19 protein-coding genes are annotated in these 21,259 nt (G+C 58.7%); 17 read left to right on the forward strand and 2 right to left on the reverse strand.

Annotated features, from left to right (window positions below; translation table 11 throughout):
- Positions 1-7 precede the first annotated feature (7 nt).
- Entirely contained in the window at positions 8-901 is an 894-nt protein-coding gene (locus tag IEN85_RS14445) for a hypothetical protein (protein WP_191617792.1), read from the forward strand.
- A gap of 57 nt (positions 902-958) precedes the next feature.
- Here IEN85_RS14445 and IEN85_RS14450 read toward each other — a convergent pair whose 3' ends face one another.
- Entirely contained in the window at positions 959-1,708 is a 750-nt protein-coding gene (locus IEN85_RS14450) for a helix-turn-helix transcriptional regulator (RefSeq protein ID WP_224772630.1), read from the reverse strand.
- Between the two features lie 121 nt (positions 1,709-1,829).
- Between IEN85_RS14450 and IEN85_RS14455 the strand changes: the two genes are divergently transcribed.
- The 8 genes from IEN85_RS14455 to IEN85_RS14490 all read left to right on the forward strand — a co-directional run bounded on the left by IEN85_RS14455 (position 1,830) and on the right by IEN85_RS14490 (position 11,878).
- Entirely contained in the window at positions 1,830-2,867 is a 1,038-nt protein-coding gene (locus IEN85_RS14455; RefSeq protein WP_224772631.1) for a zinc-dependent alcohol dehydrogenase, read from the forward strand.
- 111 nt (positions 2,868-2,978) lie between these two features.
- On the forward strand, positions 2,979-5,270 hold the full coding sequence (locus IEN85_RS14460) for a chondroitinase-B domain-containing protein (RefSeq protein WP_191617795.1): 2,292 nt from the start codon (positions 2,979-2,981) through the stop codon (positions 5,268-5,270).
- A 172-nt stretch (positions 5,271-5,442) separates the two neighbouring features.
- A complete protein-coding gene (locus tag IEN85_RS14465) occupies positions 5,443-5,814 on the forward strand; it encodes a VOC family protein (protein WP_191617796.1) in 372 nt (123 codons plus the stop codon).
- A 1-nt stretch (position 5,815) separates the two neighbouring features.
- Positions 5,816-6,124: a putative signal transducing protein gene (locus IEN85_RS14470; RefSeq protein ID WP_191617797.1), complete on the forward strand. Its 309-nt coding sequence runs from the start codon at positions 5,816-5,818 to the stop codon at positions 6,122-6,124.
- A 63-nt stretch (positions 6,125-6,187) separates the two neighbouring features.
- On the forward strand, positions 6,188-6,847 hold the full coding sequence (locus IEN85_RS14475; RefSeq protein WP_191617798.1) for an HAD family hydrolase: 660 nt from the start codon (positions 6,188-6,190) through the stop codon (positions 6,845-6,847).
- Between the two features lie 200 nt (positions 6,848-7,047).
- A complete protein-coding gene (locus IEN85_RS14480; protein WP_191617799.1) occupies positions 7,048-8,565 on the forward strand; it encodes a polysaccharide lyase domain-containing protein in 1,518 nt (505 codons plus the stop codon).
- A gap of 83 nt (positions 8,566-8,648) precedes the next feature.
- Complete coding sequence (locus tag IEN85_RS14485; protein WP_191617800.1) at positions 8,649-10,196, forward strand: sulfatase; 1,548 nt, start codon at positions 8,649-8,651, stop codon at positions 10,194-10,196.
- 89 nt (positions 10,197-10,285) lie between these two features.
- Complete coding sequence (locus IEN85_RS14490; RefSeq protein ID WP_191617801.1) at positions 10,286-11,878, forward strand: sulfatase family protein; 1,593 nt, start codon at positions 10,286-10,288, stop codon at positions 11,876-11,878.
- A 133-nt stretch (positions 11,879-12,011) separates the two neighbouring features.
- On the opposite strand, the gene IEN85_RS24795 is transcribed toward IEN85_RS14490, so the two are convergent.
- A complete protein-coding gene (locus tag IEN85_RS24795; RefSeq protein WP_191617802.1) occupies positions 12,012-13,325 on the reverse strand; it encodes an ATP-binding protein in 1,314 nt (437 codons plus the stop codon).
- Positions 13,326-13,636: 311 nt separating this feature from the next.
- Between IEN85_RS24795 and IEN85_RS14500 the strand changes: the two genes are divergently transcribed.
- The 8 genes from IEN85_RS14500 to IEN85_RS14535 all read left to right on the forward strand — a co-directional run bounded on the left by IEN85_RS14500 (position 13,637) and on the right by IEN85_RS14535 (position 21,257).
- Complete coding sequence (locus tag IEN85_RS14500) at positions 13,637-14,629, forward strand: ABC transporter substrate-binding protein (RefSeq protein ID WP_191617803.1); 993 nt, start codon at positions 13,637-13,639, stop codon at positions 14,627-14,629.
- Between the two features lie 123 nt (positions 14,630-14,752).
- Positions 14,753-16,144, forward strand: a complete 1,392-nt coding sequence (locus IEN85_RS14505) for an ABC transporter permease (RefSeq protein WP_191617804.1) — start codon at positions 14,753-14,755, stop codon at positions 16,142-16,144.
- On the forward strand, positions 16,141-17,043 hold the full coding sequence (locus IEN85_RS14510; protein ID WP_191617805.1) for an ABC transporter ATP-binding protein: 903 nt from the start codon (positions 16,141-16,143) through the stop codon (positions 17,041-17,043). Before IEN85_RS14505 ends, IEN85_RS14510 begins: the two co-directional genes overlap by 4 nt.
- A 7-nt stretch (positions 17,044-17,050) precedes the next feature.
- Positions 17,051-17,833, forward strand: coding sequence for a creatininase family protein (locus IEN85_RS14515; RefSeq protein WP_191617806.1), 783 nt, complete (start codon positions 17,051-17,053; stop codon positions 17,831-17,833).
- A 23-nt stretch (positions 17,834-17,856) separates the two neighbouring features.
- Positions 17,857-19,287, forward strand: coding sequence for a type III glutamate--ammonia ligase (gene glnT, locus IEN85_RS14520; protein ID WP_191617807.1), 1,431 nt, complete (start codon positions 17,857-17,859; stop codon positions 19,285-19,287).
- Between the two features lie 60 nt (positions 19,288-19,347).
- Complete coding sequence (gene nikR / locus IEN85_RS14525) at positions 19,348-19,791, forward strand: nickel-responsive transcriptional regulator NikR (RefSeq protein WP_224772632.1); 444 nt, start codon at positions 19,348-19,350, stop codon at positions 19,789-19,791.
- A gap of 42 nt (positions 19,792-19,833) precedes the next feature.
- Positions 19,834-20,550, forward strand: coding sequence for an urea amidolyase associated protein UAAP1 (locus tag IEN85_RS14530; protein WP_191617808.1), 717 nt, complete (start codon positions 19,834-19,836; stop codon positions 20,548-20,550).
- A 71-nt stretch (positions 20,551-20,621) separates the two neighbouring features.
- On the forward strand, positions 20,622-21,257 hold the full coding sequence (locus tag IEN85_RS14535; RefSeq protein ID WP_191617809.1) for an urea amidolyase associated protein UAAP2: 636 nt from the start codon (positions 20,622-20,624) through the stop codon (positions 21,255-21,257).
- Positions 21,258-21,259 lie beyond the last annotated feature (2 nt).

A 21,259-nucleotide genomic window follows, 5' to 3' on the forward strand; every position in this document is an offset into this window, starting at 1 on the left:
CCCAACCATGCCCAAATTCTGGATACCGGCGCTCCTGCTGGCGCTCTTTGCCGCGTCGACAGCTCATGCTCAACTCTTCTCCCGCAAAAACGCGCGAGTGATCACCAACGCCTGGGCCAGCCCGGAATTCGTGGAGCGACGCATGGGCGACGAGGGACCCATCCCCATGACCTACCATTTCGCCGAGGGCAAGTTCTACGGCGGAGCGATTCGCGACAAGAGCCTCGAGAACTACACGCTGCAGGACATCGTCGAAACGCTTGCCTCAGACATGGAAGAGCAGAATTTCTTCCCGGCTCCTTCCACCGAAGAAGGCGACCTCGTCATCGTAGTGCATTGGGGCGTGACGGAGGTGGAAGAGGATTGGGACGAGCTCTTCCCGGGCGACGAGTCGGGCGACAGCAGTGGAGGCGACTTCTCCGAAGAGGGCGAAAGCCTGGACAGCTCGTCCGATAGCTACAGCAGCGACCTGAGCACCGTGCGAAGCTATTCCAAAACGCGGGAAAACGCCATACTCACCGGCATCGACAAGGCCCTCAACAAAAAGGGCACCCTGCCCTCCGACTACCAAGATTACATGAGCCTCCTCGAAGAGGAGCGCTACTTCATCGTGCTCATCGCTTACGACTGGCAGAAGCTCTTCAAGGAAAAGCAAAAGGAGGTGCAGTTCGTCACCCGCTTCAGCCTGCGCTCGCCTGGAACCAACTTCATCGACGCCGTTCCCTCCTTGAGCCGCGCCGCCGTGCCACACCTCGGCACCAACCTCGACGACCTCGCCAAGACCAAGACCCAGCTCGGATGGGGCAAAGGCACGGTGGGAGAACTGGAAGTCGTGGAAGAAATCGACGCCGCCGAGCTCGAGGAGATCACCAATTCCGAAAAGCGGAAGAAGACGAAATAACAAAGCCGCGCCTCGATCGATTCGCAGCCTGGAGGGCCGGCTTTTACGCCGGCCGCTTCAGCGTTCCAGCTTGTGCCTGTAGGCCCTTGGCGAGCAGCCTTGCCGTTGTTTGAAATAGCGGGAAAAAGCGAAAAGGTCCGGAAAGCCTAGCTCCTCTGCCAACTCGGATACGCTCCGGTCCGAATAGGCGAGCAGCAAACGAGCTCGCTCCATGCAGACCGCGTCCACCTTCTCCTTCAAAGACGCCCCCGTCTCTCGCTTGAATCGAGCGCGCAAGTGGCCCTGCGTCACCCCTAACTCGCGCGCCAGCTCACCGACTTGCCGCAAGCGCCCCTTGCCCTGGTCGATAATTCGCAAAACCCGCGAAACCAATTCCCCATAGCCCACGTCGCGCCCGCCTACCGCGTCCGACTCCGCGCTCAGGTGCGAAAGCAAACCTTCCAACACCCGAGCCAGAGGCTCCGCGTCCGCCGTGGGAGCATGTTCGCCTTTAGGAACAAGCGCCTGCAGCAAACGCAAAAATCGCTTCAACGTATCATCTCCTCGAATACAGCCAAGTCGTGGAGTTCGATCCGATTCGCGCAACTCGTACTTGATCGAAAGATAGTCGTTTTTCGGTTCGAGGTAGGCGAAACAATGCCGCTGCCTCGGTCCGATCACGAAACAGTCGCCCGGATCCAAAACCGTAGCCCGCTCCCCGACTCGCACTTCGATCGCTCCCGACAAACAAAAGTCGATCTGCCAAAAGGGATGCTCGTGCCAACGAAAACGGCTGCCCTCCTCGAAAAAGTCCTGTCGGTGGTACAATAATTCCAGATGCGACCCCATCCACAAACCCTCAGCCAAACCTTCGTTTTTGCCAAGTTTTAAGACCATTTACGCCATTTAATAATCCGATAGTTTCCATTATGATAAAAAGATGGCACGCATGATGACCCAGCCCTCCTTGGAAATCCTCGACTCCCCCGGGCCCGACACTCAGCGGATCGCAATCCTGCGCGAGACCAACAGGGTCGAACTCGCCTACGCCGCGATTCCCGAACCGGGTCCGGAGGAGATTCGCATCAAGATCAAGTGGGTTGGCATCTGCGGATCGGACGTCGAAGCCTTTCGCGGAACCCGCCAGCCTGAGTTCATCAGCTTCCCTACCCGCCTCGGACACGAGGTCGGCGGCACCATCGAAAAAGTCGGCTCCAACGTGCTCGGCCTGCAAGTCGGCGACCAAGTCAGTTGCCGCTACGTCTGGGGCGCCTTCGCCGAATACATCGTTTGCTCCCCATTCAACGTGAAAGTGGTTCCCTCTAGGATTCCCCTCAAAGAAGTCAGCCTGCTCGAAACCCTCCCCGGCATCATTCATGCCGCTGAACTTTCGCGTATCACCTCATCCACTACAGTGCTGATTACCGGTCAAGGCGTCAGTGGGCTGATTCTCACCCAAGTCGTATCCCTCTTTTCCCCTAAGCGTCTTGTCGTAACCGACATTCACCAGAAGAACCTCGACCTCGCTCGCAAGTACGGCGCCACCGACACCTACCTGCTCGATTCTCCGGCCTCCTCTTCCGCTGCCGCCATAAAGGTCCAATTCCCGGACGGCTGCGAGGTCGTCATCCCCTGCCTGCTCGAGGGCGACGGCATGATTGACGCCGTAGACGCCGCCAGCTTCGGCGGTCGCATCGTCATGTATGGCTGTATCGGAATCTGCCGCCAACCCTTCGACTTCTTCAAGGTGCACCGCAAACGACTCGAGATCTATTCCACCGAACCCCGCAGCGACATCGAAATGCGGCGCTACTTCCAGGAAGGGGTACAACTTCTCCTCGACGGTCTGCTGAACACCCGAGAACTCGTTTCCAAAACCGTATCCTTAGAAAACATACAAGAAGCCTTCTACCTCCGCTCCGACCAAGAAAACGACACCATCCATGTCCTTATCGACTGCGAATCGCCCCGAAGCAGAGAGCGTTAGCCCGCGACCGCATCTCCCCCAAAGCCAATAACAGTCAGCCAGACCATCCACTCCTGCGCAAAAAAAGCGCAACCTTATGTTTTATTGCCCAACAAGCTCCGCTCCCACCCCATGAGAACTGCACTTTCGATCTTTTCCCTTTTCATAATCTCCTCCCTCTCCGCCAAGACTTACCTCGCCCGGGACCTGCAAGAGCTGAACGACCACCTAAGATCCGCCCAGCCCGGAGACACCGTTCAGCTCGCCGCGGGCGAATGGGCGAACATCGATCTAGACCTTACCCTCAAAGGTACCGCCGCGGCTCCCATCACTGTTACTGGTTTCCCCAACGGAGGCACTCGCATCACGGGTCGATCCCGCATCGGAATCGCGGGAGCACACGTCGTCCTCTCCCATCTCGTATTCTCCCGCGTGGAGCCGCCCGAGGACGCCGAAGCCATCGTCTCCTTCCGTACCAGCGGCACGAACTACGCCCACCACAGTCGCTTGAGCCACTGCGTCTTCGACGCCTGCAACCCTGCCGATCCCGAACGACGCTACCACTGGATTCGCCTCTATGGCACCCACAACCGAATCGACCATAACCTTTTCCGCGCTCAGGCGCACGAAGGGGTCACCATCCAAGTCCGCCTCCTCACGGCCAACGCCCAACACCGTATCGACCACAACCACTTCATGAACCGGGCAAAAGGCGACGGCAACGGCTTCGAATGCATCCAAATCGGCCAGAGCCAAGACTCCCGCAGCGTCGGAGCCTGTCTCGTCGAGAACAACCTCTTCGAACGCTGCGACGGGGAGACCGAGATCATATCCAGCAAAACGGGCGAAAACGTCATACGCGGAAACCTCTTCTACGAATCCGCCGGTACCCTCACCCTGCGTCACGGAACCAACAATCTCGTCGAGGACAACGTATTCATCGGTAACGGAAAACCGGATACGGGCGGCGTCCGCGTCATCGATTCCGGGCACGTCGTGCGCAACAACACCTTCCACGGGCTAAGCGGATTCACCGGGGGCATCGTCGTTCTCTACTCCGGCATCCCCGATTCGCCCCTCAACGGCTATTTCGCCGCCGACCGAGCCCTCATCGAGGGCAACCGTTTCTACGACTGCCAAGCGCCTCTCCTACAAGAGAGAGGAGGATTCGGCGAACGCGGACGCAGCATTCTCCCGCAGGACTACCGTATCGAAAATAACCATACGCTTGAATCCCCGCCGGACGACGTCAAGTTCCTCCGTCGCACAGAAGTAGGCCCCGCATGGCAAAGTACGCTTCCCCACCTCATGGCCCTCAGCCCTCGTCAAATCGCGCGGCTCGCTCGCGCCACCGACGATGAGCTCCGCCCACTCGTAGGGGAGACGATCGCTCAAGCCGAACAGCTTCTTGCTGCAGGGAAAACCTATAGCGTTACTTCCAACGAACGCCTTCCTCCCAGCGGCGACATGCGTTCCTACTACAGCACCGGCCCTTATTGGTGGCGCAATCCCGACACTCCCGACGGGCTCCCCTACATCCGCCGCGACGGCCAATTCAACCCCGAGCGCGACCTCGTATCCGACCGTCCCCAGCTTCACGCCCTGGTGCAGGACACCTGGACCCTCGCCATCGCCTATACCGCCACCGGCAAGCAAGCTTACGCCCGACACGCCGAGGAAATGCTTCGCGTCTGGTTTATCGACGACGAAACCCGCATGCTTCCCAACCTCAACCATGCCCAAGCCATCCCTGGCGTGACCGACGGGCGCGGTACTGGAATTATCGATACGCTCGTATTCGTCGAGCTCGTCGATGCCCTCAAGCTTCTGGAACTCTCCTACACCTGGAAACCCGCGGAACGCTCCGCCATCAAGTCATGGTTTTCCGAATACCTAGACTGGCTCTCAAGTCACCCCAACGGATTGGACGAACGTGCCGCAAAAAACAACCACGGCACAGCCTACGACCTTCAGCAGCTCGCCATCGCCGACTACCTCGGCGAGATCAAGCTCGCTTTCGAGATTATCGAACGCGTCAAAACCCAGCGTATCGACACGCAAATCACCGGCACAGGCGAGCAGCCGCTGGAGTTCGCCCGCACCCGCTCCTGGTCCTATTGCACGGAAAACCTCGAGCATTTCGCCCGCATTGCAGCCATCGCCCTCGACTACCGCGTCAACCTTTTCGAGTACCAGAATCCCGCAGGCGGCAGCCTGCGCAAAGCGCTCGAGTTCCTGCTTCCCCACGCCTGCGATCCCGCGGCCACTTGGCCCGGCAAGCAAGTAACCGAGTGGCAAAGCGAATACATCTACGCCGCTACCGCGATAGCTGCCAGCATCACCCAGAACGAGAGCTATTTCGAGGCCCTCGACTGCATCCCGCCCGCCCACGACCAACTGCTTTCCCTGCTCATGCGCCACTGAGTAGGAGCGACCTTGGTCGCCATCCCTCGTTCCGTCATCTTCGACCTGAAAGGCTCAAGGGTTGGAAGACAAAACACGCTCGGATAGCATTGACAGCCTCCCGCCAAAGGCGGCTACTCGAAGTAGCAACGAACATCCCTAGCGCTCATCCCCCGCCAACTCCTACTGCATCATGAAACTCGGCGCCTTTTCGATCAGCCTCACCGTCAAGAACATCGAAGCCTCCATAGACTTCTACAAGAAGCTCGACTTCACGCAGATCGCCGGAGATCCCAAGCAAGGTTGGGCGATCCTGAAAAGCGGCGAGCATGTCCTCGGACTCTTCCAAGGCATGTTCGAGAAAAATACGCTCACCTTCAATCCGGGCTGGGACCAGTCCGGAGCGGAGCTCGACAGCTTCGATGACGTGCGACACATCCGCGACCAACTGAGCAAAAGAGGAATTCCTATCCTCAAAGACGACACGGGCAATCCCCAAGGTCCCGGCAGCATCGTGATCGAAGATCCCGACGGAAACCCCATCCTCATCGACCAGCATCGTTGATATGTACGAAGTTTATCGAGACATCGATTCCGCAAAGGTCGGACTGATCAACGAAATGTTGAAGAACGAGGGTATTCAGACTATGCTGCGAAATTGGAACGCCACCAATATAATTTCGATTCCCATCCCCGAGTTCTATCCAAACATCTGCGTATCCAAGGTCGAAGAAGCTCAAAAAGCGAAAGCCCTCATCGACGAGTATCTGGCACCGAGCCGAGAAACCTTCGAGAGCTGGCTTTGCTCGCATTGCGGCGAAAGCGTCGAGGGAAATTTCCAAGAGTGCTGGTCCTGCCAAAGCCCGAAGGCTTGAGCATCTCGATTGGAGAAGGCAAGATCGCGACTCTAAAACAGTATCCGCAATTAGAATACAATATTGCTCGCCATTTTCGATATAGACGGCACCTTGATCGACAGCCAAGTCGTGGAAGGGCAATGCTTCGCCGAGACTATAAGAGAGTTCACCGGCGTTTCGTTGGACACGCTCGACTGGTCACAATATCCCGAAGCGACCAGCAGTGGAATCTTCCGAGGCTGCCTGCAGGACCACAGCAACCTGACCACTCTCGAAAGAGAGTTTAAGGATCGCTTTCTCGAGAGACTGCGCGCTGCACGTCCTCAGCATCCCCACGAATTCTCCCCGCTGAAAGGCGCTCTGGAATTTATCCAAACGCTAGACGAAAACAATGATGTTCAAGTCGCCTTCGCAACAGGAGGCTTTGATACGGAAGCCGCTTTCAAACTCGACTGTTGCGGGATTGACCTCGCCTCCTACCCGCACGCGACCTCCAGCGACTCGCCCCAGCGCCACCAAATCATCGCAATCGCAACCCAACGAGCCGAGAGGCAATTGAGCGAAACAATCTACTTCGGCGACGGAAAATGGGACGTGCTTGCAACGCGGGCCCTGCAAATCCCCTTGATCGGCATCGGGAGAAACATCGAAAAGCTGCAGTCCCTCGGCGTCGTCAACACCTTTGCCGACTACAGCGAGCCTGAAAAACTACGCGCCGCCATGAACGCGCTGCTCCGCTAAACTTGCCATCGACCCGGGCAAGGCGTTGTCGCAACCGCCTGGCAAGCGAAGCGCTACCCCATCTTATTGTTTCATTTATGAAATATGGCTTAACTGTTCGCTTTCTTAATTGCCGCATCGCGGTCCCTCATCTAGCAATATTGCTATCAAAACTGGGAGTTCCCCCGAAACACCACTTCTCCCGGTTCGCCTACCTGCGCATGACAGCCCCCACTCGTACATTCCACCTAGCCCTGAGCTTCCTTTGCTTTGCGGCCCTCGCGAACCTCGGCTTCGCCGCCGTGAAAACGTTTCCGGCCCCCCCGGACAACGAGCACGCTGTGGTACCGCAGTCGCAGCGCTACGCAGTTAGGATCGCCCAAGGCGGAAAGGCTTCGCCATCGTTCGTCTACCAAAGCGACGCCGGCTTGGCGGGGCCCGGTTCCCAGTGGGTGGAGGGACGCTCCGTTTCTTGGACGGACTTCGAGCTGAGCGGTACCGCCACAATCGAGGTCTCCCTTCCCGGAGCGCAGATTTCAGAAAGCGAAGAGATCACCGTCTACCCTCTCCGCCACGGCATCGTACCCACTGTCTCCAACGGCAAGGCGCGTTTCCAGATCCCCGGCGAAGGGCACTACGTTCTGACAGTGGGCGAAAACGGCTTCGACCACGCCCTCTGCCTCTTTGCCAACCCACTCTCGCTCACGCCCCCGAGCTTGGCCGACTCCCCGAAAATTTACTTCCCCGAACCCGGCGACAACCGCGACCTCATAAAACGCATCGGCCAAGCCGAGGAGCTACACTTCGCGCCCGGAGCCTACCAGTTGGGTGGCGGCAAGCTGGTACTTCCCAAGAACATCAAGCGCGTGCATATCGCCGGCGGCGCTGTGGTGTATGGAGCCTTCTTCGTTGGACATGACAATGTGACCATCGACGGCCACGGACTTCTTTCCGGCCGCTACCTCAAGCACCGCGAGGCTCATCTCATCGAAACGCCCTCCAACGTCGGGCACACCATCGTCGATGGCCTCACCGTATCCGATTTCCCCTACTTTGCCGTGCGCCTGCTCGGGCACGATTCCGTGATCAAGAACGTCAAAACTGTTGGCCCCTGGGTCTACAACGCCGACGGCTTCGTCGCCTGGAAACGCTCCACCATCCGCGACTCCTTCATCATGGCCAACGACGATTCCATCAAAGTCTACGACAGCAACGTATCGGTAAGGGATTGCGTCATCTGGAACCTCAACAACGGCGCCTGCCTCCAGCTCGGCTGGTCCTCCCTCGACGCCCACGACATCGTAGTAGACGGCATCGACATTATCCGCACCGAATGGCGCCCCGAGTCCAACGCCGCCAACAACGGCGTCATCAACCTGCGCCTTTCCAGAGGCGGGGAAAACATCCAGTCCAACCTGCTCTTCCAAAACATCCGCGTCGACACCCCGGTGCTCCGCATCTTCGACCTGCGCATGGACGGCATGGGCCCCGAACGCCCCGCCAACAAGCACCGCTTCCACAACGCCACCTTCCGCAACATCGACGCCAAGATGCTCACGCTGGAAGGCAATCCCAACAACCACAACTACATCATCCCCTACGACCAAGACTACGGCTTCAAAAACCTCGTCTTCGAAAACCTCACCATAAACGGCACCCCCATCACTGCTCAAAACGCCGCCACCGCCGGCCGCTTCATCATCGACGAAAAGTCCCTCCCCGAAGTCACCTTCAAATAAGGCCTCCCAGGAAGCGGCCTCGAGCCGCGCTACCCCCAACGTAGGAGCGACCTGCTCGCGAAAAACATTCCGTGCCCAACATCATGATACGCAAAATCTCAACCCTCCTCTTCAGCCTCGTCGCTATCCACTCTTCCCTCTTCGCAGAGAAAGCTCCCAATTTCCTCTTCATCGCCATCGACGACCTCAAGCCAGTGCTCGGCTACCAATCCGAGTTGCCCGGCAACTTCCTGCAGGAGCTCTATCCCGATCCTGCCAAGCGGCGGGCGATCGCCGCAGTCCTATCCCCCAACCTCGATCGCCTCGCCAGCTCCGGCGTCGCCTTCAACCGCGCCTTCTGCGCCTCCTCCGTCTGCCGCCCATCCCGCACCGCCATCATGACCGGCTTCCGCCCCCACGTTTCCGGCATCGTCGGAAACGCCGACGGCTACTTCCGCAAAAAAAGCCACCCCAAGGAACTGCGCGAAGCCATCACCCTGCCCCAGTTCCTGCGCAGCCAAGGCTACTACGCGGCGGGTACCGGCAAGATCCTGCATACCGGGTCTGACCTCGAAGCGGACTTTCCCATCTCCTGGGACCAATGGTTCAACGAAGCCCCCGCTCCCGCCGATCGCGGCCGTCGCGCCCTGAGTCCTTGGTCCACCAACGACAGCAAGAAAAGCAAGATGAAGTTCGGGGCCGACTACGGACCGATCGAGGGCCAGGAGGACTACGGCAACGCCGACCTGATCGCCCGCCTTCTGCTGGAAGGCACCGTATCCGTGGGCGATCGCTCCGCCAGCATCTCTCCCGATCAACCCTTCTTTCTCGCCTGCGGAATCTTCCGTCCCCACCTACCGCTCTTCGCCCCCAAGGAACTGGTCGACTTGTTTCCCACCGAGGACATGGCCCTCAACCACGAGACTCTAGAGTCCTACTACCAAGACCTCGCCGACACGCCCGACGGACTACCAAAGGACAAACTCTCCGGCCCGCTCGGCGACGCTCTCAAAGTCGGCCTCGAGCACGGCAAGGAGAAAGGGATCAAAGACGGCGACCTCATCGCCTACCGCGAGTCCATACGCCACTACCTTGCCAGCGTCGCCCTCGCCGACCGCTGCGTCGGTCGCCTCATCGATGCCCTCGAAGCCAGCCCTTACGCCGACAACACCATCGTCGTGCTCTGGTCCGACCACGGCTGGTACCTCGGCGAAAAGTACCTCTTCCTCAAGACCCGCGTGTGGGACGAAGCGGCCAACAGCGTGCTCATCATCCGCGATCCGCGCGAAGGGCAGCAAGGCCAAGGCCCTTGCTCCAGCCCCGTCAACCTGCAGGACCTCTACCCAACCATCTCCCAACTCGCCGGCCTTACGCCCCCACCGCACGTGGCAGGCGCCAGTATCCAATCTTTGATACAAGCTCCGCAGGCCGACTGGGACATTCCCTCCCTCACCACTTGGCACGGCAACGAATCCATCCGCATCGGCCCCTGGGCCTACCTCCGCTACGACAAGGACCCCGCTCAATCGGAGCTTTACCACATCCCCAGCGATCCGGACGAACGAAACAATCTCGCCAAGGACCCGAAACACCAAGCCAAGCGCCAAGAGCTCGACGCCCTCCTAAACGCCACCCTCGCCTCTAAAAAGTAGAAGCTGGAAGCGGCCTTGCGCCGCGATTCACCACAACCAAATCAAGTAGGAGCGACCTCGGTCGCGAAAATCCCCCCGTAACCACTCCCATGATACGCAATATCTTCCTAACAACCCTCGCCACCGTCACCCTCCTAGCCTCATCGTCCCACCTTCAAGCCGACGACCTCAGCCCCTCCCGCCCCAACATCCTCTTCGCGATCGCCGACGACGCCAGCTGGAAACACTTCGGCGCCTACGGAGCCACCTGGATCGACACGCCTCACTTCGACCAGCTCGCAAGCAACGGCCTGCTCTTCACCAAGGCCTACACTCCCAACGCCAAGTGCGGTCCCTCCCGCACCGCCCTGCTCACCGGACGCAATTCATGGCAACTGGAGGAGCTCGCTAACCACTGGGTCGACTACCCTGTCGGAAAGTACCAAACCTATCACGAGACCCTCGACAAAAACGGCTACCACGTCGGCTACACCGGAAAAGGCTGGTCTCCCGGAGACCCCGGCACCCTGCCCAATGGCAAGAAACGCGCCCTGCTCGCCAAGACCTACAATCAGGCGAAGCTGAATCCACCCGCTGAATACATCTCCAATATCGACTACACGGAAAACTTCCGCAACTTCCTCGCCGACCGCCAAGCGGGCCAACCATTCTGCTTCTGGTACGGCTCCAACGAACCGCATCGGGCCTACGAATACGGAGCCGGCATCAAGTACGGCAACAAGCAACTCAGCGACATCCCCAAGGTTCCCGAGTTCTGGCCAGATACCGAGGAAGTTCGCACCGATATGCTCGACTACGCCTACGAGATCGAATGGTTCGACAAGCACCTCGGTAACATGATCGAGATCCTGCGCGAAACCGGCGAACTGGACAATACCCTCATCATCGTCACCTCCGACAACGGCATGCCCTTCCCCCGAGTCAAAGGCCAAGAGTACGAATACTCCAACCACATGCCCTTCGCCATCATGTGGCCAAACGGCATCACGCGTCCGGGCCGCATCATCGACGACTACGTCAGCTTCATCGACGTTGCCCCCACCATTCTCGAGCTGGCCCAAGTCGACGGCGAGGCTGAAGGCATGGCACCCATCACCGGCAAGAGCCTGACCAGCCTTCTCTATTCCGATCGCTCCGGACGTATCGATCCCGCTCGCAACTATGCGTTAATCGGCAAAGAGCGTCACGACATCGGCCGTCCCAACGATACAGGCTATCCCATTCGCGGCATTTTCAAGGACGACTTCCTGCTCCTGCAGAACTTCAAGACGGAACGCTGGCCTGCTGGACATCCACAAACTGGATACATGAATATCGACAAAAGCCCGACTAAAACCGCGGTGCTCGAAGCACGCTACCAACCCGACCAACGCCTTTACTGGCAGTGGAACGTCGGCAAGCGCCCCGAGCTCGAATTTTACGACGTGGCCAATGACGAAGCCTGTATCCACAACCTGGCCAACAGCCCCGTCTACCAAGAACGGATCAAAGAGATGCACGCCCTCATGCTGGCAGAGCTGGAAAAACAGAACGACCCTCGCCTCGCCGGCAAGGGCGACAGCTTCGACCAATACGAATTCGGGCGGGACGGAATGATCAACTTCTTCAACAAGCTCATGAACGGAACGCAAGAAGACATGGGCTGGTACAACCCTGCCGACGTGCAACCCGAAGAAGACTAGTGCAGTCGCTCGCGCCACGCCGCCTGCACCGAATCGCAGACCGGCTGGTACCGAAGCAACGCGACACATTCACCGGTCCCTCCTGGAGGGACGACTTCCACGTCGTCCGCGCTGCAGGATAACAGCGCCGCCCCTACCCGAGTCGCCCTTCTTTCTCGTACTCTCGAGCGATGGCGAGTTCGATATCCCTCGCCTCCAACACATGGTCGCCGCGTTCCAGCGACTGCAGGCTCGCGTACTGCAGCACGTTGGCGATGTTCGCCCCCGTCAGCTCGTGACGCTGGCAAAGCTGCGTCAGGTTCACTCGCTCCGACAAGCTGGCCTGGCGCGGCAGCATGCGGCTCCAGATGCGCTGACGCTCCTCCGCGTTCGGCTTGGGAAAATGGATGACCGACTGGAATCGCCGGAGAAAGGCCTCGTCGATGTTGGTGCGCAAATTGGAGGCCAGTATGACCAAGCCCCCGAAGGTTTCCACCCGCTGCAATAGATAGGACGTCTCCTGGTTCGCATAGCGATCGTGCGAATCCTTCACCCCGGTGCGTTTTCCGAACAAGGCGTCCGCTTCGTCGAAAAAGAGAATCCAGTTCTTGTCCTCCGCCTTCGCGAAAATGCGCGAAAGGTTTTTCTCCGTCTCCCCGATGTACTTCGACACCACGAGCGACAAATCGATTCGGTAAACGTCGCGTCCGGTCTGCTTGCCTAGCAGAGAGGCGGTCAAAGTCTTTCCCGTGCCCGAAGGACCGTAAAACAGAGCCCGGTAGCCGGGCTTTATGAAGCGCTCCAGCTCCCAGTCCACCAACAAGGTATCGCCATGGCGTATCCAAGATTCAATTTCACGGACTTCGGCAGCAGTTTGCTTCTCCAGCACCAGATCGTCCCAATCCAGCTTGGTGCTCAGGCGCTGGGCCGGAAAGTCCGGCCCCAAGCGCGGGCGGCGCGTCGGCAGCCCCATGATCTGGTCCACCACGTCCTCGCCAAGCTCCAGCCGACCGCTGGCCCATGACTCGTTGCCCCGCGGCTTTTCCAAGCGCAGCACTCCCTTACGAGCAAAGGCATGCTCCTCGTCGAACAGGCTCAGCACCTCCAAACGTTCGTCGATCTCCAACGCCCCCAGCAAAAACATCACGGTCTCCCCCGTCGGCAAGAAAAGGCGCGAATCCTTGCCGCGCACCCCTCCGATCCGCGGATAGTCAGCCGCTTTGGTCAAGGCCCCCGCGATCGCCTCGTCGAATAAATGAGGCTGCAGGTGAGTCGCCAATGCAGCCGCAAAGACCACCCCCTCCGACTCGGTCAACAGGACTCCCGGCAAGGCTGCTCTCACTCCGGCGAAGCTTTTCGCGGGCACGAGTTTACCGAAGGGCTTCGGTTTGGCGCCCGACTCCAATTCCCGGATACGAGCGGCGATCAGTTTGGCGAGGGATGAAAATGCAGTGCGAAGATCTTTCACGACGGTATAAGTTGGATTTCCGTTTTGGGACAGCAAAAGAGTGCTCGTATCTACCGTTTCGGTCAATTTCCGATCACCGTATTGTCTGCAGCTCACTTCTTTTCGTTCCGCCTTCCTCGCCTTCAAACGGGCCAGCCGATTGTTCACTTATGACCGTTTCCAGCAGGCGACACTGCGTAATTTGAGGCGATTTGCCCCGAAACGGGGACATCTTCGGATCTGGCGCAGCCGATGCTCACGGGACACCAGAATCGTAATACGATTACACTAATTCGTATTACCACCTATTGAAACTGAACAGCCATAACTCTATGAAGTTCCTCCGTCTCGCAAAACGCGCCGTCTCCTCCCTCGCCCTCCTCGCCGCCTTGCCGCTCGCGCAGGCTGAACCGCTCAAGATCGGTTACTCCGACTGGCCAGGCTGGGTTGCCTGGGAAATTGGCATCCAAAAAGGCTGGTTCGCCGAAGAAGGCGTGGAAGTCGATTTCCAGTGGATGGACTACGTCGCATCCATGGACGCCTACGCCGCCGGCTTGCTCGACGCGGTTACCATGACCAACGGCGACGCCCTCGTCACCGGCGGCACCGGCAAGCCTTCCGTAGGCATCATCATCAACGACTTCTCCAACGGCAACGACATGATCGTGGCCGCTCCGGGCATCGATTCGCTCGCTGACCTGAAGGGCAAGAAGATCGGCCTCGAAGAAGGATTCGTGATTCATCTTCTCCTTATGAAGGGCGCCGAAGCCGCTGGCATCGATCCTTCCGAATTCACCATCGTCAACACTCCCACCAACGAGACGCCTCAAGTGCTCGCCTCCGGAGCCGTCGACGCCATCGGAGCCTGGCAGCCGAACTCCGGACAAGCCCTCAAGACCGTGGCCAACTCAAAGCCCGTTCTCACTTCGGCCGACGTTCCTGGCGTCATCTACGACCTGCTCTGCGTCGACCCTGAAAGTCTGGAAAAACGCCGCGGCGACTGGATGAAGGTGGTCAAGGTCTGGTACCGCATCGTGGACTTCATCAAGGACGAGGACAACCTCGACGAAGCTTTGGAAATCCTCTCCGCCCGCGTGGCCATCACTCCAGAAGAGTACGAACCGTTTTTCGCCGGAACCTACATCCTTAGCTTGGAAGAAGTCCTCCCCATCTGGAAAAAGGCGAAGGGCCTCAAGTCCGTCTACGGTTCCACGGTCATCTCCGACGAATTCAACGTATCCATGGGAGTATACGACGAGCCGCTCAAAACAGAGCAGTACCTCGATCCTAGCCTTACCAAGGAATACGCCAAGTCAGTCAAGTAAGCTACCGAGCTGGTTCACTTCCTCGATTTCCCCCCAAGGGCGGGCCCTGCCCGGTCCGCCCTTGTTTCCCTCTGCCTCCCGATCCGGCCTGTCCTCCCGCGCGTCCACCCACCTCACGCCTGAATGAAAATTGGAAAAAGAAGCGGCAAGGTGTCTAGTCCTTGGCTCGCTATCCGCAAAGACCTAGACGCGAGACAACGCTTCACCCTGAGCTGTCTCTCCTTCATCCTGCCGCTGGCCGCTTGGGCCTTCGTCAGCTATACGCCCTTCATCTGGCACCCTGACGTCAAGCTGCAGATTTCCGCCGACCGCTCCGACGTCACCACCGTTTACACCGCGGGCGACCACCTCTCCAAAACCTACTTTCCCGAGTTCGTCGCCGCTATCCAAGCCGACAATGCCGCAACCCTCGCCGCCCGCGAAACGGGCGAAGTCGAGGGACGTGGCTCCACCATCCGCCGGGCCAACCTCAAGATCGTCCGCCACATCTCCGACGCCGCCGTGGCAAACGATTGGCTCAGCCGCGAGGAAGCGAAAGAGGACGAGCTGCTCTACGAAGTCTGGCGAGACGTCGCTACCGGCAAGCTCACCGCCAAAACGGTTAAGTTCACCGAGGAGAACCAAGCCATCATCAAGCGTAATTGGGCAATGATGGAAGAGCTCTCTCCCACCTTCAGCTCGCGGACGCTTCCAGAAGAGCCCATGGAAAAGCTGGTTCCGCAAGGCGTATCCGCCAATCCCGTTTACCTGCCCGCTCCACACGAAGTAGTGATAAAGGGGATACAGGACTTCACCATCGAATCCGTCGACGACAAGCCCTCCATGCTCGACCGCTACAAGCACTCGCTCAAGATCGTCTTTTCCGGATTCCTGCTCGCTGCGCTGGTCGGCGTCCCCCTCGGAGTGCTTTGCGGAACCTTCGACTTTTTCTCCAAGCTCTTCGAGCCCTTCATCGACTTTTTCCGCTACATGCCCGCTCCGGCCTTCAGCACCTTGCTGGTCGCCGTCTTCCTCGCCCACGACGCGCCCAAAATCGCCCTGGTGTTCGTAGGCACCTTTTTCCAGCTGGTCCTCGTCGTGGCCAACACCACCCGCCAGCTCGACGCCTCCTTGCTGGAAGCGGCCCAAACGCTCGGCGCCAAAAACCTGACGCTCATCCGACGCGTCATCCTGCCCGGCATCACGCCAAACCTTTACAACGACATGCGCATCCTGCTGGGCTGGGCCTGGACCTGGCTGGTCATTGCCGAGCTCATTGGCGTTAAGAGCGGACTCACCGAGTTCCTCGAAACGCAAGGCCGCTGGCGCAACTTCGACAGCGTGTTCCCCATCATCATTCTCATCGGGATGTCGGGATTCGTCACCGACCAATTCCTCTCTTCCCTGCGAAAGTACCTCTTCCCTTGGACGCCCGAGGCATCGGAGAAAAAACACGGCTTCATCGGCCGCTTCCTTCTCTGGGTGGTCGATCGCAATGCCTACAGCACCCCTCTCAACGGAAAGGCGAAACAATGAGCGACTCCATCCAGCTGCCGAGCTACAAGGACCAGAGCGATGAGGTGCGCGCCCGCTTCGCCGAAATCTACAAGCGCCCCATCAAGCTGCAAGCCAAGGGCATCAGCAAGAGCTTCACCACACCGAAAGGCACCGTAGACGTCCTCAACCCGATCAGCTTCAACGTGCACCGACGGGAGTTCATCTCCGTCATCGGCCCTTCCGGCTGCGGAAAGTCGACCTTGATCCGCATGCTGGCTGGCTTGGAAACCTTGTCCGGCGGGACCTTCCTTCTCGATGGCAAGGAGCCAAGCGGCCCCGGAGCAGATCGCGGCATGGTTTTCCAAGGCTATACCCTCTTCCCCTGGCTCAGCGTGAAGAAAAACGTCATGTTCGGCCTGGAAGTGAACGGACGGTCCGGAGCTGCCGTCGAGCAAGAGGCCATGCAATGGATCGACCTCGTCGGCCTTTCCCACGCGGCCGAAAAATATCCGAGCCAGCTTTCTGGTGGCATGAAACAACGCGTGGCCATCGCCCGCTCGCTCGCCAACCAGCCGCAGATTCTCTTCATGGACGAGCCCTTCGGCGCCCTCGATCCACACACCCGTTGCCAGATGCAGTCGCACCTGCTGGAGATATGGAGGAACGTGGACGTCACCATCATGTTCGTCACCCACGACTTGGACGAAGCCATCTACCTTTCCGATCGCATCCTCGTCCTCAAGGCCAACCCCGGCGAGATCCACGAGTTCATAGAGGTACCTGTGCCACGCCCTCGCACCAGCGAACAGCTACTTAGCCCGGAGTTCCTCGCGACCAAGCAACGACTCGAGGAGCTCATCCACCCCAAGCATGAAGCAACCGAAGCCGGCGACCTCGCCATCGTTCGCATGACTGACGTAAACGATGTCGTTGAGTAACCATAGGATGGATACATTTTCCACACAACAATGGGACGAGCTCACCTGGGAGGAAATCCAATCCCTGGTTTCCTCCGGCATGGACGCAGCCATTCTTCCCATCGGAGCTACCGAGCAACACGGCCCCCAGCTCACCGTGGGCATGGATTCATTGCTGGGGCGCGCCTTGTGTTCCAGCGTTGCAACCCACGCGGGCGTTCCCTGCCTCCCTCTCTTGCCATATGGCTGCTCCCTCGGCCATTCCCACCGCTGGCCAGGTACGCTGGCCCTCAGTCCGCAGACCTTGATCTCCGTCATCACGGACATCGGCGATTGGCTCTATCCGGCAGGCATTCGCAAACTCTTCCTCGTCAATTCGCACGTCACCAACGAAGCGCCGCTTCGCTGCGCCTTAGAAATCCTGCGCTCTCGCTACGACGATTTCTGTATAGCGCTTTTCAATACGGGAAAGCTCAACCCCGAGATCGCTGCCGCATTTTCCCAAGATGCAGACGACTGGCACGCCAACGCGGCGGAGACCAGCCTCGTCATGCACCTCCAACCCGCCGCCACGCGGCCCGAGAAACTGAAATCCTCCGACGACCCGGATCGCACTGCCGGCAAGGTTTTCTCCCATCCCGTCAATCGCACCAGCTTGAACGGTGTCACCGGAGCTCCTAGCCAAGCCACTGCCCAAGCCGGGAAAGTCCTTTTCGAAAAACTGGAGCAAGCCCTCGTCGCACTCATCGAAAGTGGACTCCACGAGTCTCCCCCGCTGCCCCATTCCTATTTCTCCCAAACCGAGGCCTAGAGCCTCCCTTGAACCGATTTTATATGACAGCCGTTTCAGAAATCTACCAATCACACAAAAAGGCTCGTGGCTTCGCCTTCGAGCAAAGCTACCCTTGGAGCGACGAGCAATTGCGTGGCATCCAGGAGTCTCTCAAGAAAGCGGGAGTCAAGTATTGCGTCGGCTCCTACGTCGACCTGCATGGCACTCCCAAGGGCAAGTTCGTCCCTCTTTCCCACTTCGAACACTTCGCCCACGGCTCCGAACTCTACACCGGCTACGCCCTCGACGGCGTGGGACAAGCGCCCAACGACGACGAGATCGCCTCCGTACCCGACCTCGGCATGATCATTCCCCTACCCTGGAATCCAGAGGTCGCCTGGATCCCCGCCGACAACACCTTGCACGGCAAGCCCTACGAAGTCAGCGCTCGCGTAGCGTTGCAGAAAGTTCTGGCCCAAGCGAAAGAAATGGGCTTCGGCATGAACTTGGGCATCGAAGCGGAAGTCTTCGTACTCAAGCAAGACGAGGACGGACGTCTCCAAATCCCCAATACGGACGATAACCTCACCAAGAGCTGCTACGACGTCAAGCGCTTCATGGACCGCTACCAGTGGCTCGACAAAATGGCGACAGCTATCGACGACCTTGGATGGGAGCTCTACTCGCTCGACCACGAAGACGCGAACTCGCAATTCGAGTTCGACTTCAACTATGCCGACGCCCTCACCATGTGCGACCGTTTCACCTTCTTCCGCATGATGGCTAAACATTACGCGGCAGAAGAGGATCTCGTCGCCACCTTCATGCCCAAGCCGTTTGCGGACAAAACCGGCAGCGGCGCTCATTTCAACATGTCTCTCTTCGACCTGGAAACAGGCGAGAACCTTTTCAAGCGCCCACACGCAGAAGACCCGCGCGGACTCGGCATCACCGAGCTCGGTTACCAGTTTATGGCCGGCATCCTCAAGCACGGTCCCGCCCTCTGCGCCACCTTCGCCCCCACCGTAAACAGCTACAAACGACTCGTAAGAAGAGGTCTCATGGCCTACTACTCCTGGGCTCCTGTATTCAATTCCTACGGACGCAACAATCGAACCAACTCCCTGCGCGTGCCCATGTCCGGCGGACGCGTCGAATCCCGCAACGCAGACGCCGCTTGCAACCCTTACCTCGCCGCGACCCTCGCCTTGGCCGCAGGACTTGAGGGCATCCGAGAAAAACTCGATCCCGGCGAGCCCCAAGAAGTCAACCTCTACGAACTCTCTCCCGAGCAAATGAAGGAGCGCGGCATCAGCCAGCTCCCCACGACCCTCGACGAAGCCGTACAAGCCTTCGCCAACGATCCTTTCACCAAGGCCACCCTCGGCGAAACCCTTTATTCCGAGTTCGTTAGCTACAAATCAGAGGAATGGCGACTCTACCACCAGAGCGTCAGCCAATGGGAAATCGATAAGTACGCCCGACTTTACTGATAAAATCCTTGCTCAATAAACGACCAAAGGTATTACGTTTTTATAAATTCGTAATACGTCATGACTTCCGACGACATGACCGACCCCGCAGAACGCGTTAGCATCACCATCCCTCGCTCCGTGCTTGCCAAGTTTGACAGCATGCTGGCCGACCGTGGGTTTGCCAACCGATCGCAAGCGATCACGGAGATCCTGAATCGCGAAATCATCGAGGCCAGTTCCGAGAAGGAGGAGCAGGTCATGGCTGGTACGATAACTCTCTTCTACAGCACCCGGCGCAACAACCTGCAAAGCACCCTCAGCAAGATCCAGCGCAAGCACTTGGCCGAAGTTATCAGCTCGCTCCACGTCCAACTCGAGGACGACCACATCATGGAAGTCCTCGTCGTGCAAGGTCCCGCCGCCAAGCTGCGCTCGATCTCCAACGAGCTCATCACCTGCAAGGGCGTCAAAACCGGCAAGCTCAACCTCTCTTCCATCATCATGCCGCCCCTTCACCAATAGGCGCTCCATTCAATCGTCACCCACTCTCCCTCATCTTCCAAAATGTCACTCATCCACAAAGAAACTCTCACCGGCGCCGGCATGTGGTCAAAGGTCGTCAAACGCGGACGCTCGCTCAAGCTCACCGACCTCGAAGGCGGAGCCAACGTGGGCATGCTGCTCTACAACGCCTACGAGAAGCACGAACGCTACAACATGCCCGACACCCTCAAGGGGCAGTACATCTTCCACCTCAAGGCGCCCTACTGCTTGCACTCCGACATGGGGCGCATCTTCGCGTCCATAACAGCGGAAAGCTCCGGTTGGCACGACACCGTCAGCGGTGCCTCCGACGCCAAAGCCGTCAGGGAGAAGTACGGCCAAGGCGACTACCAAGAGCTGCGCAACGACTTCTACCGCAACGCCCAGGAGTGTTTCCTTATCGAGCTCGCCAAGTGGGGACTAGGCAAACGCGACCTCGTGCCAAACATCAATTGGTTTTCCAAGGTGGTCGCGGACGAAGAAGGAAAGCTCAGCTTCGTCGAAAACCACAGCAAAGCCGGCGACAGCGTCGAGCTCCGCTTCGAGCTGGATACTTTGGTCGTGCTCAACACCTGTCCGCACCCCTTCGATCCAAACCCTGAATACAGGCCCAAGCCCGTCGAGCTAGCCATCTCCGAGGCTGCGCCTGTGGCCGAAGACGATCCCTCCCTCAAAGTCCGCGCCGAAAACCAGCGAGCCTACTACAACACCACCGTCTACAACAAGCTCCGCTTCTAATACAGGTAGGAGCGTGCTCGCCACGCGAAAAAACAACCCGATCACAATCACACCCTCCACTCTCCACCACAATGCTTACCGAATCGACCCTCGATCCCGCCAACGCCGTCTACCGCCAAGTCATAAAAGCCGGAGACCACTGGAGCCACGTCATCAAAAAAGGACAAACCTTCCGCATCCTCGACCTCGAGGGTAACCAAGCTGCGGATACGCTATTCTACAACGCACACGACCCCGTCGACCGCTATTCCGCCAGCGATACCATCCGCTGCCAGCAAGCCCTCTATCTCACCACCGGCAGTAAGCTCATGTCGAGCGGAGGCCATGCCCTCCTCGAAATCACCGCTGACACTTGCGGGCGTCACGACACCCTCGGCGGCGCCTGTTCACGGGAGTCCAATACCATGCGCTACGCCATCGAGAAGGAACCCATGCACGCCTGCCGCGATTCCTTCATCTGCGGCTTGCACGACCACTCCGACGACCTCGGGAAGCGCGACATCACCTGCAACATCAACTTCTTCATGAACGTGCCCGTCACCCCGGAAGGAGGCCTCAGCTTCGAAGACGGCATCAGCGCGCCCGGCCGCTACGTGGAGATGCTCGCCCTCATGGACGTCATCGCGCTCATTTCAAACTGCCCGCAGCTCAACAACCCCTGCAACGCCTACAAACCAACCCCCGTCGAGGCCATCATTTGGGACTAACT

The organism is Pelagicoccus enzymogenes (genome assembly GCF_014803405.1).
Taxonomy (GTDB): Bacteria; Verrucomicrobiota; Verrucomicrobiia; order Opitutales; family Opitutaceae; genus Pelagicoccus; species Pelagicoccus enzymogenes.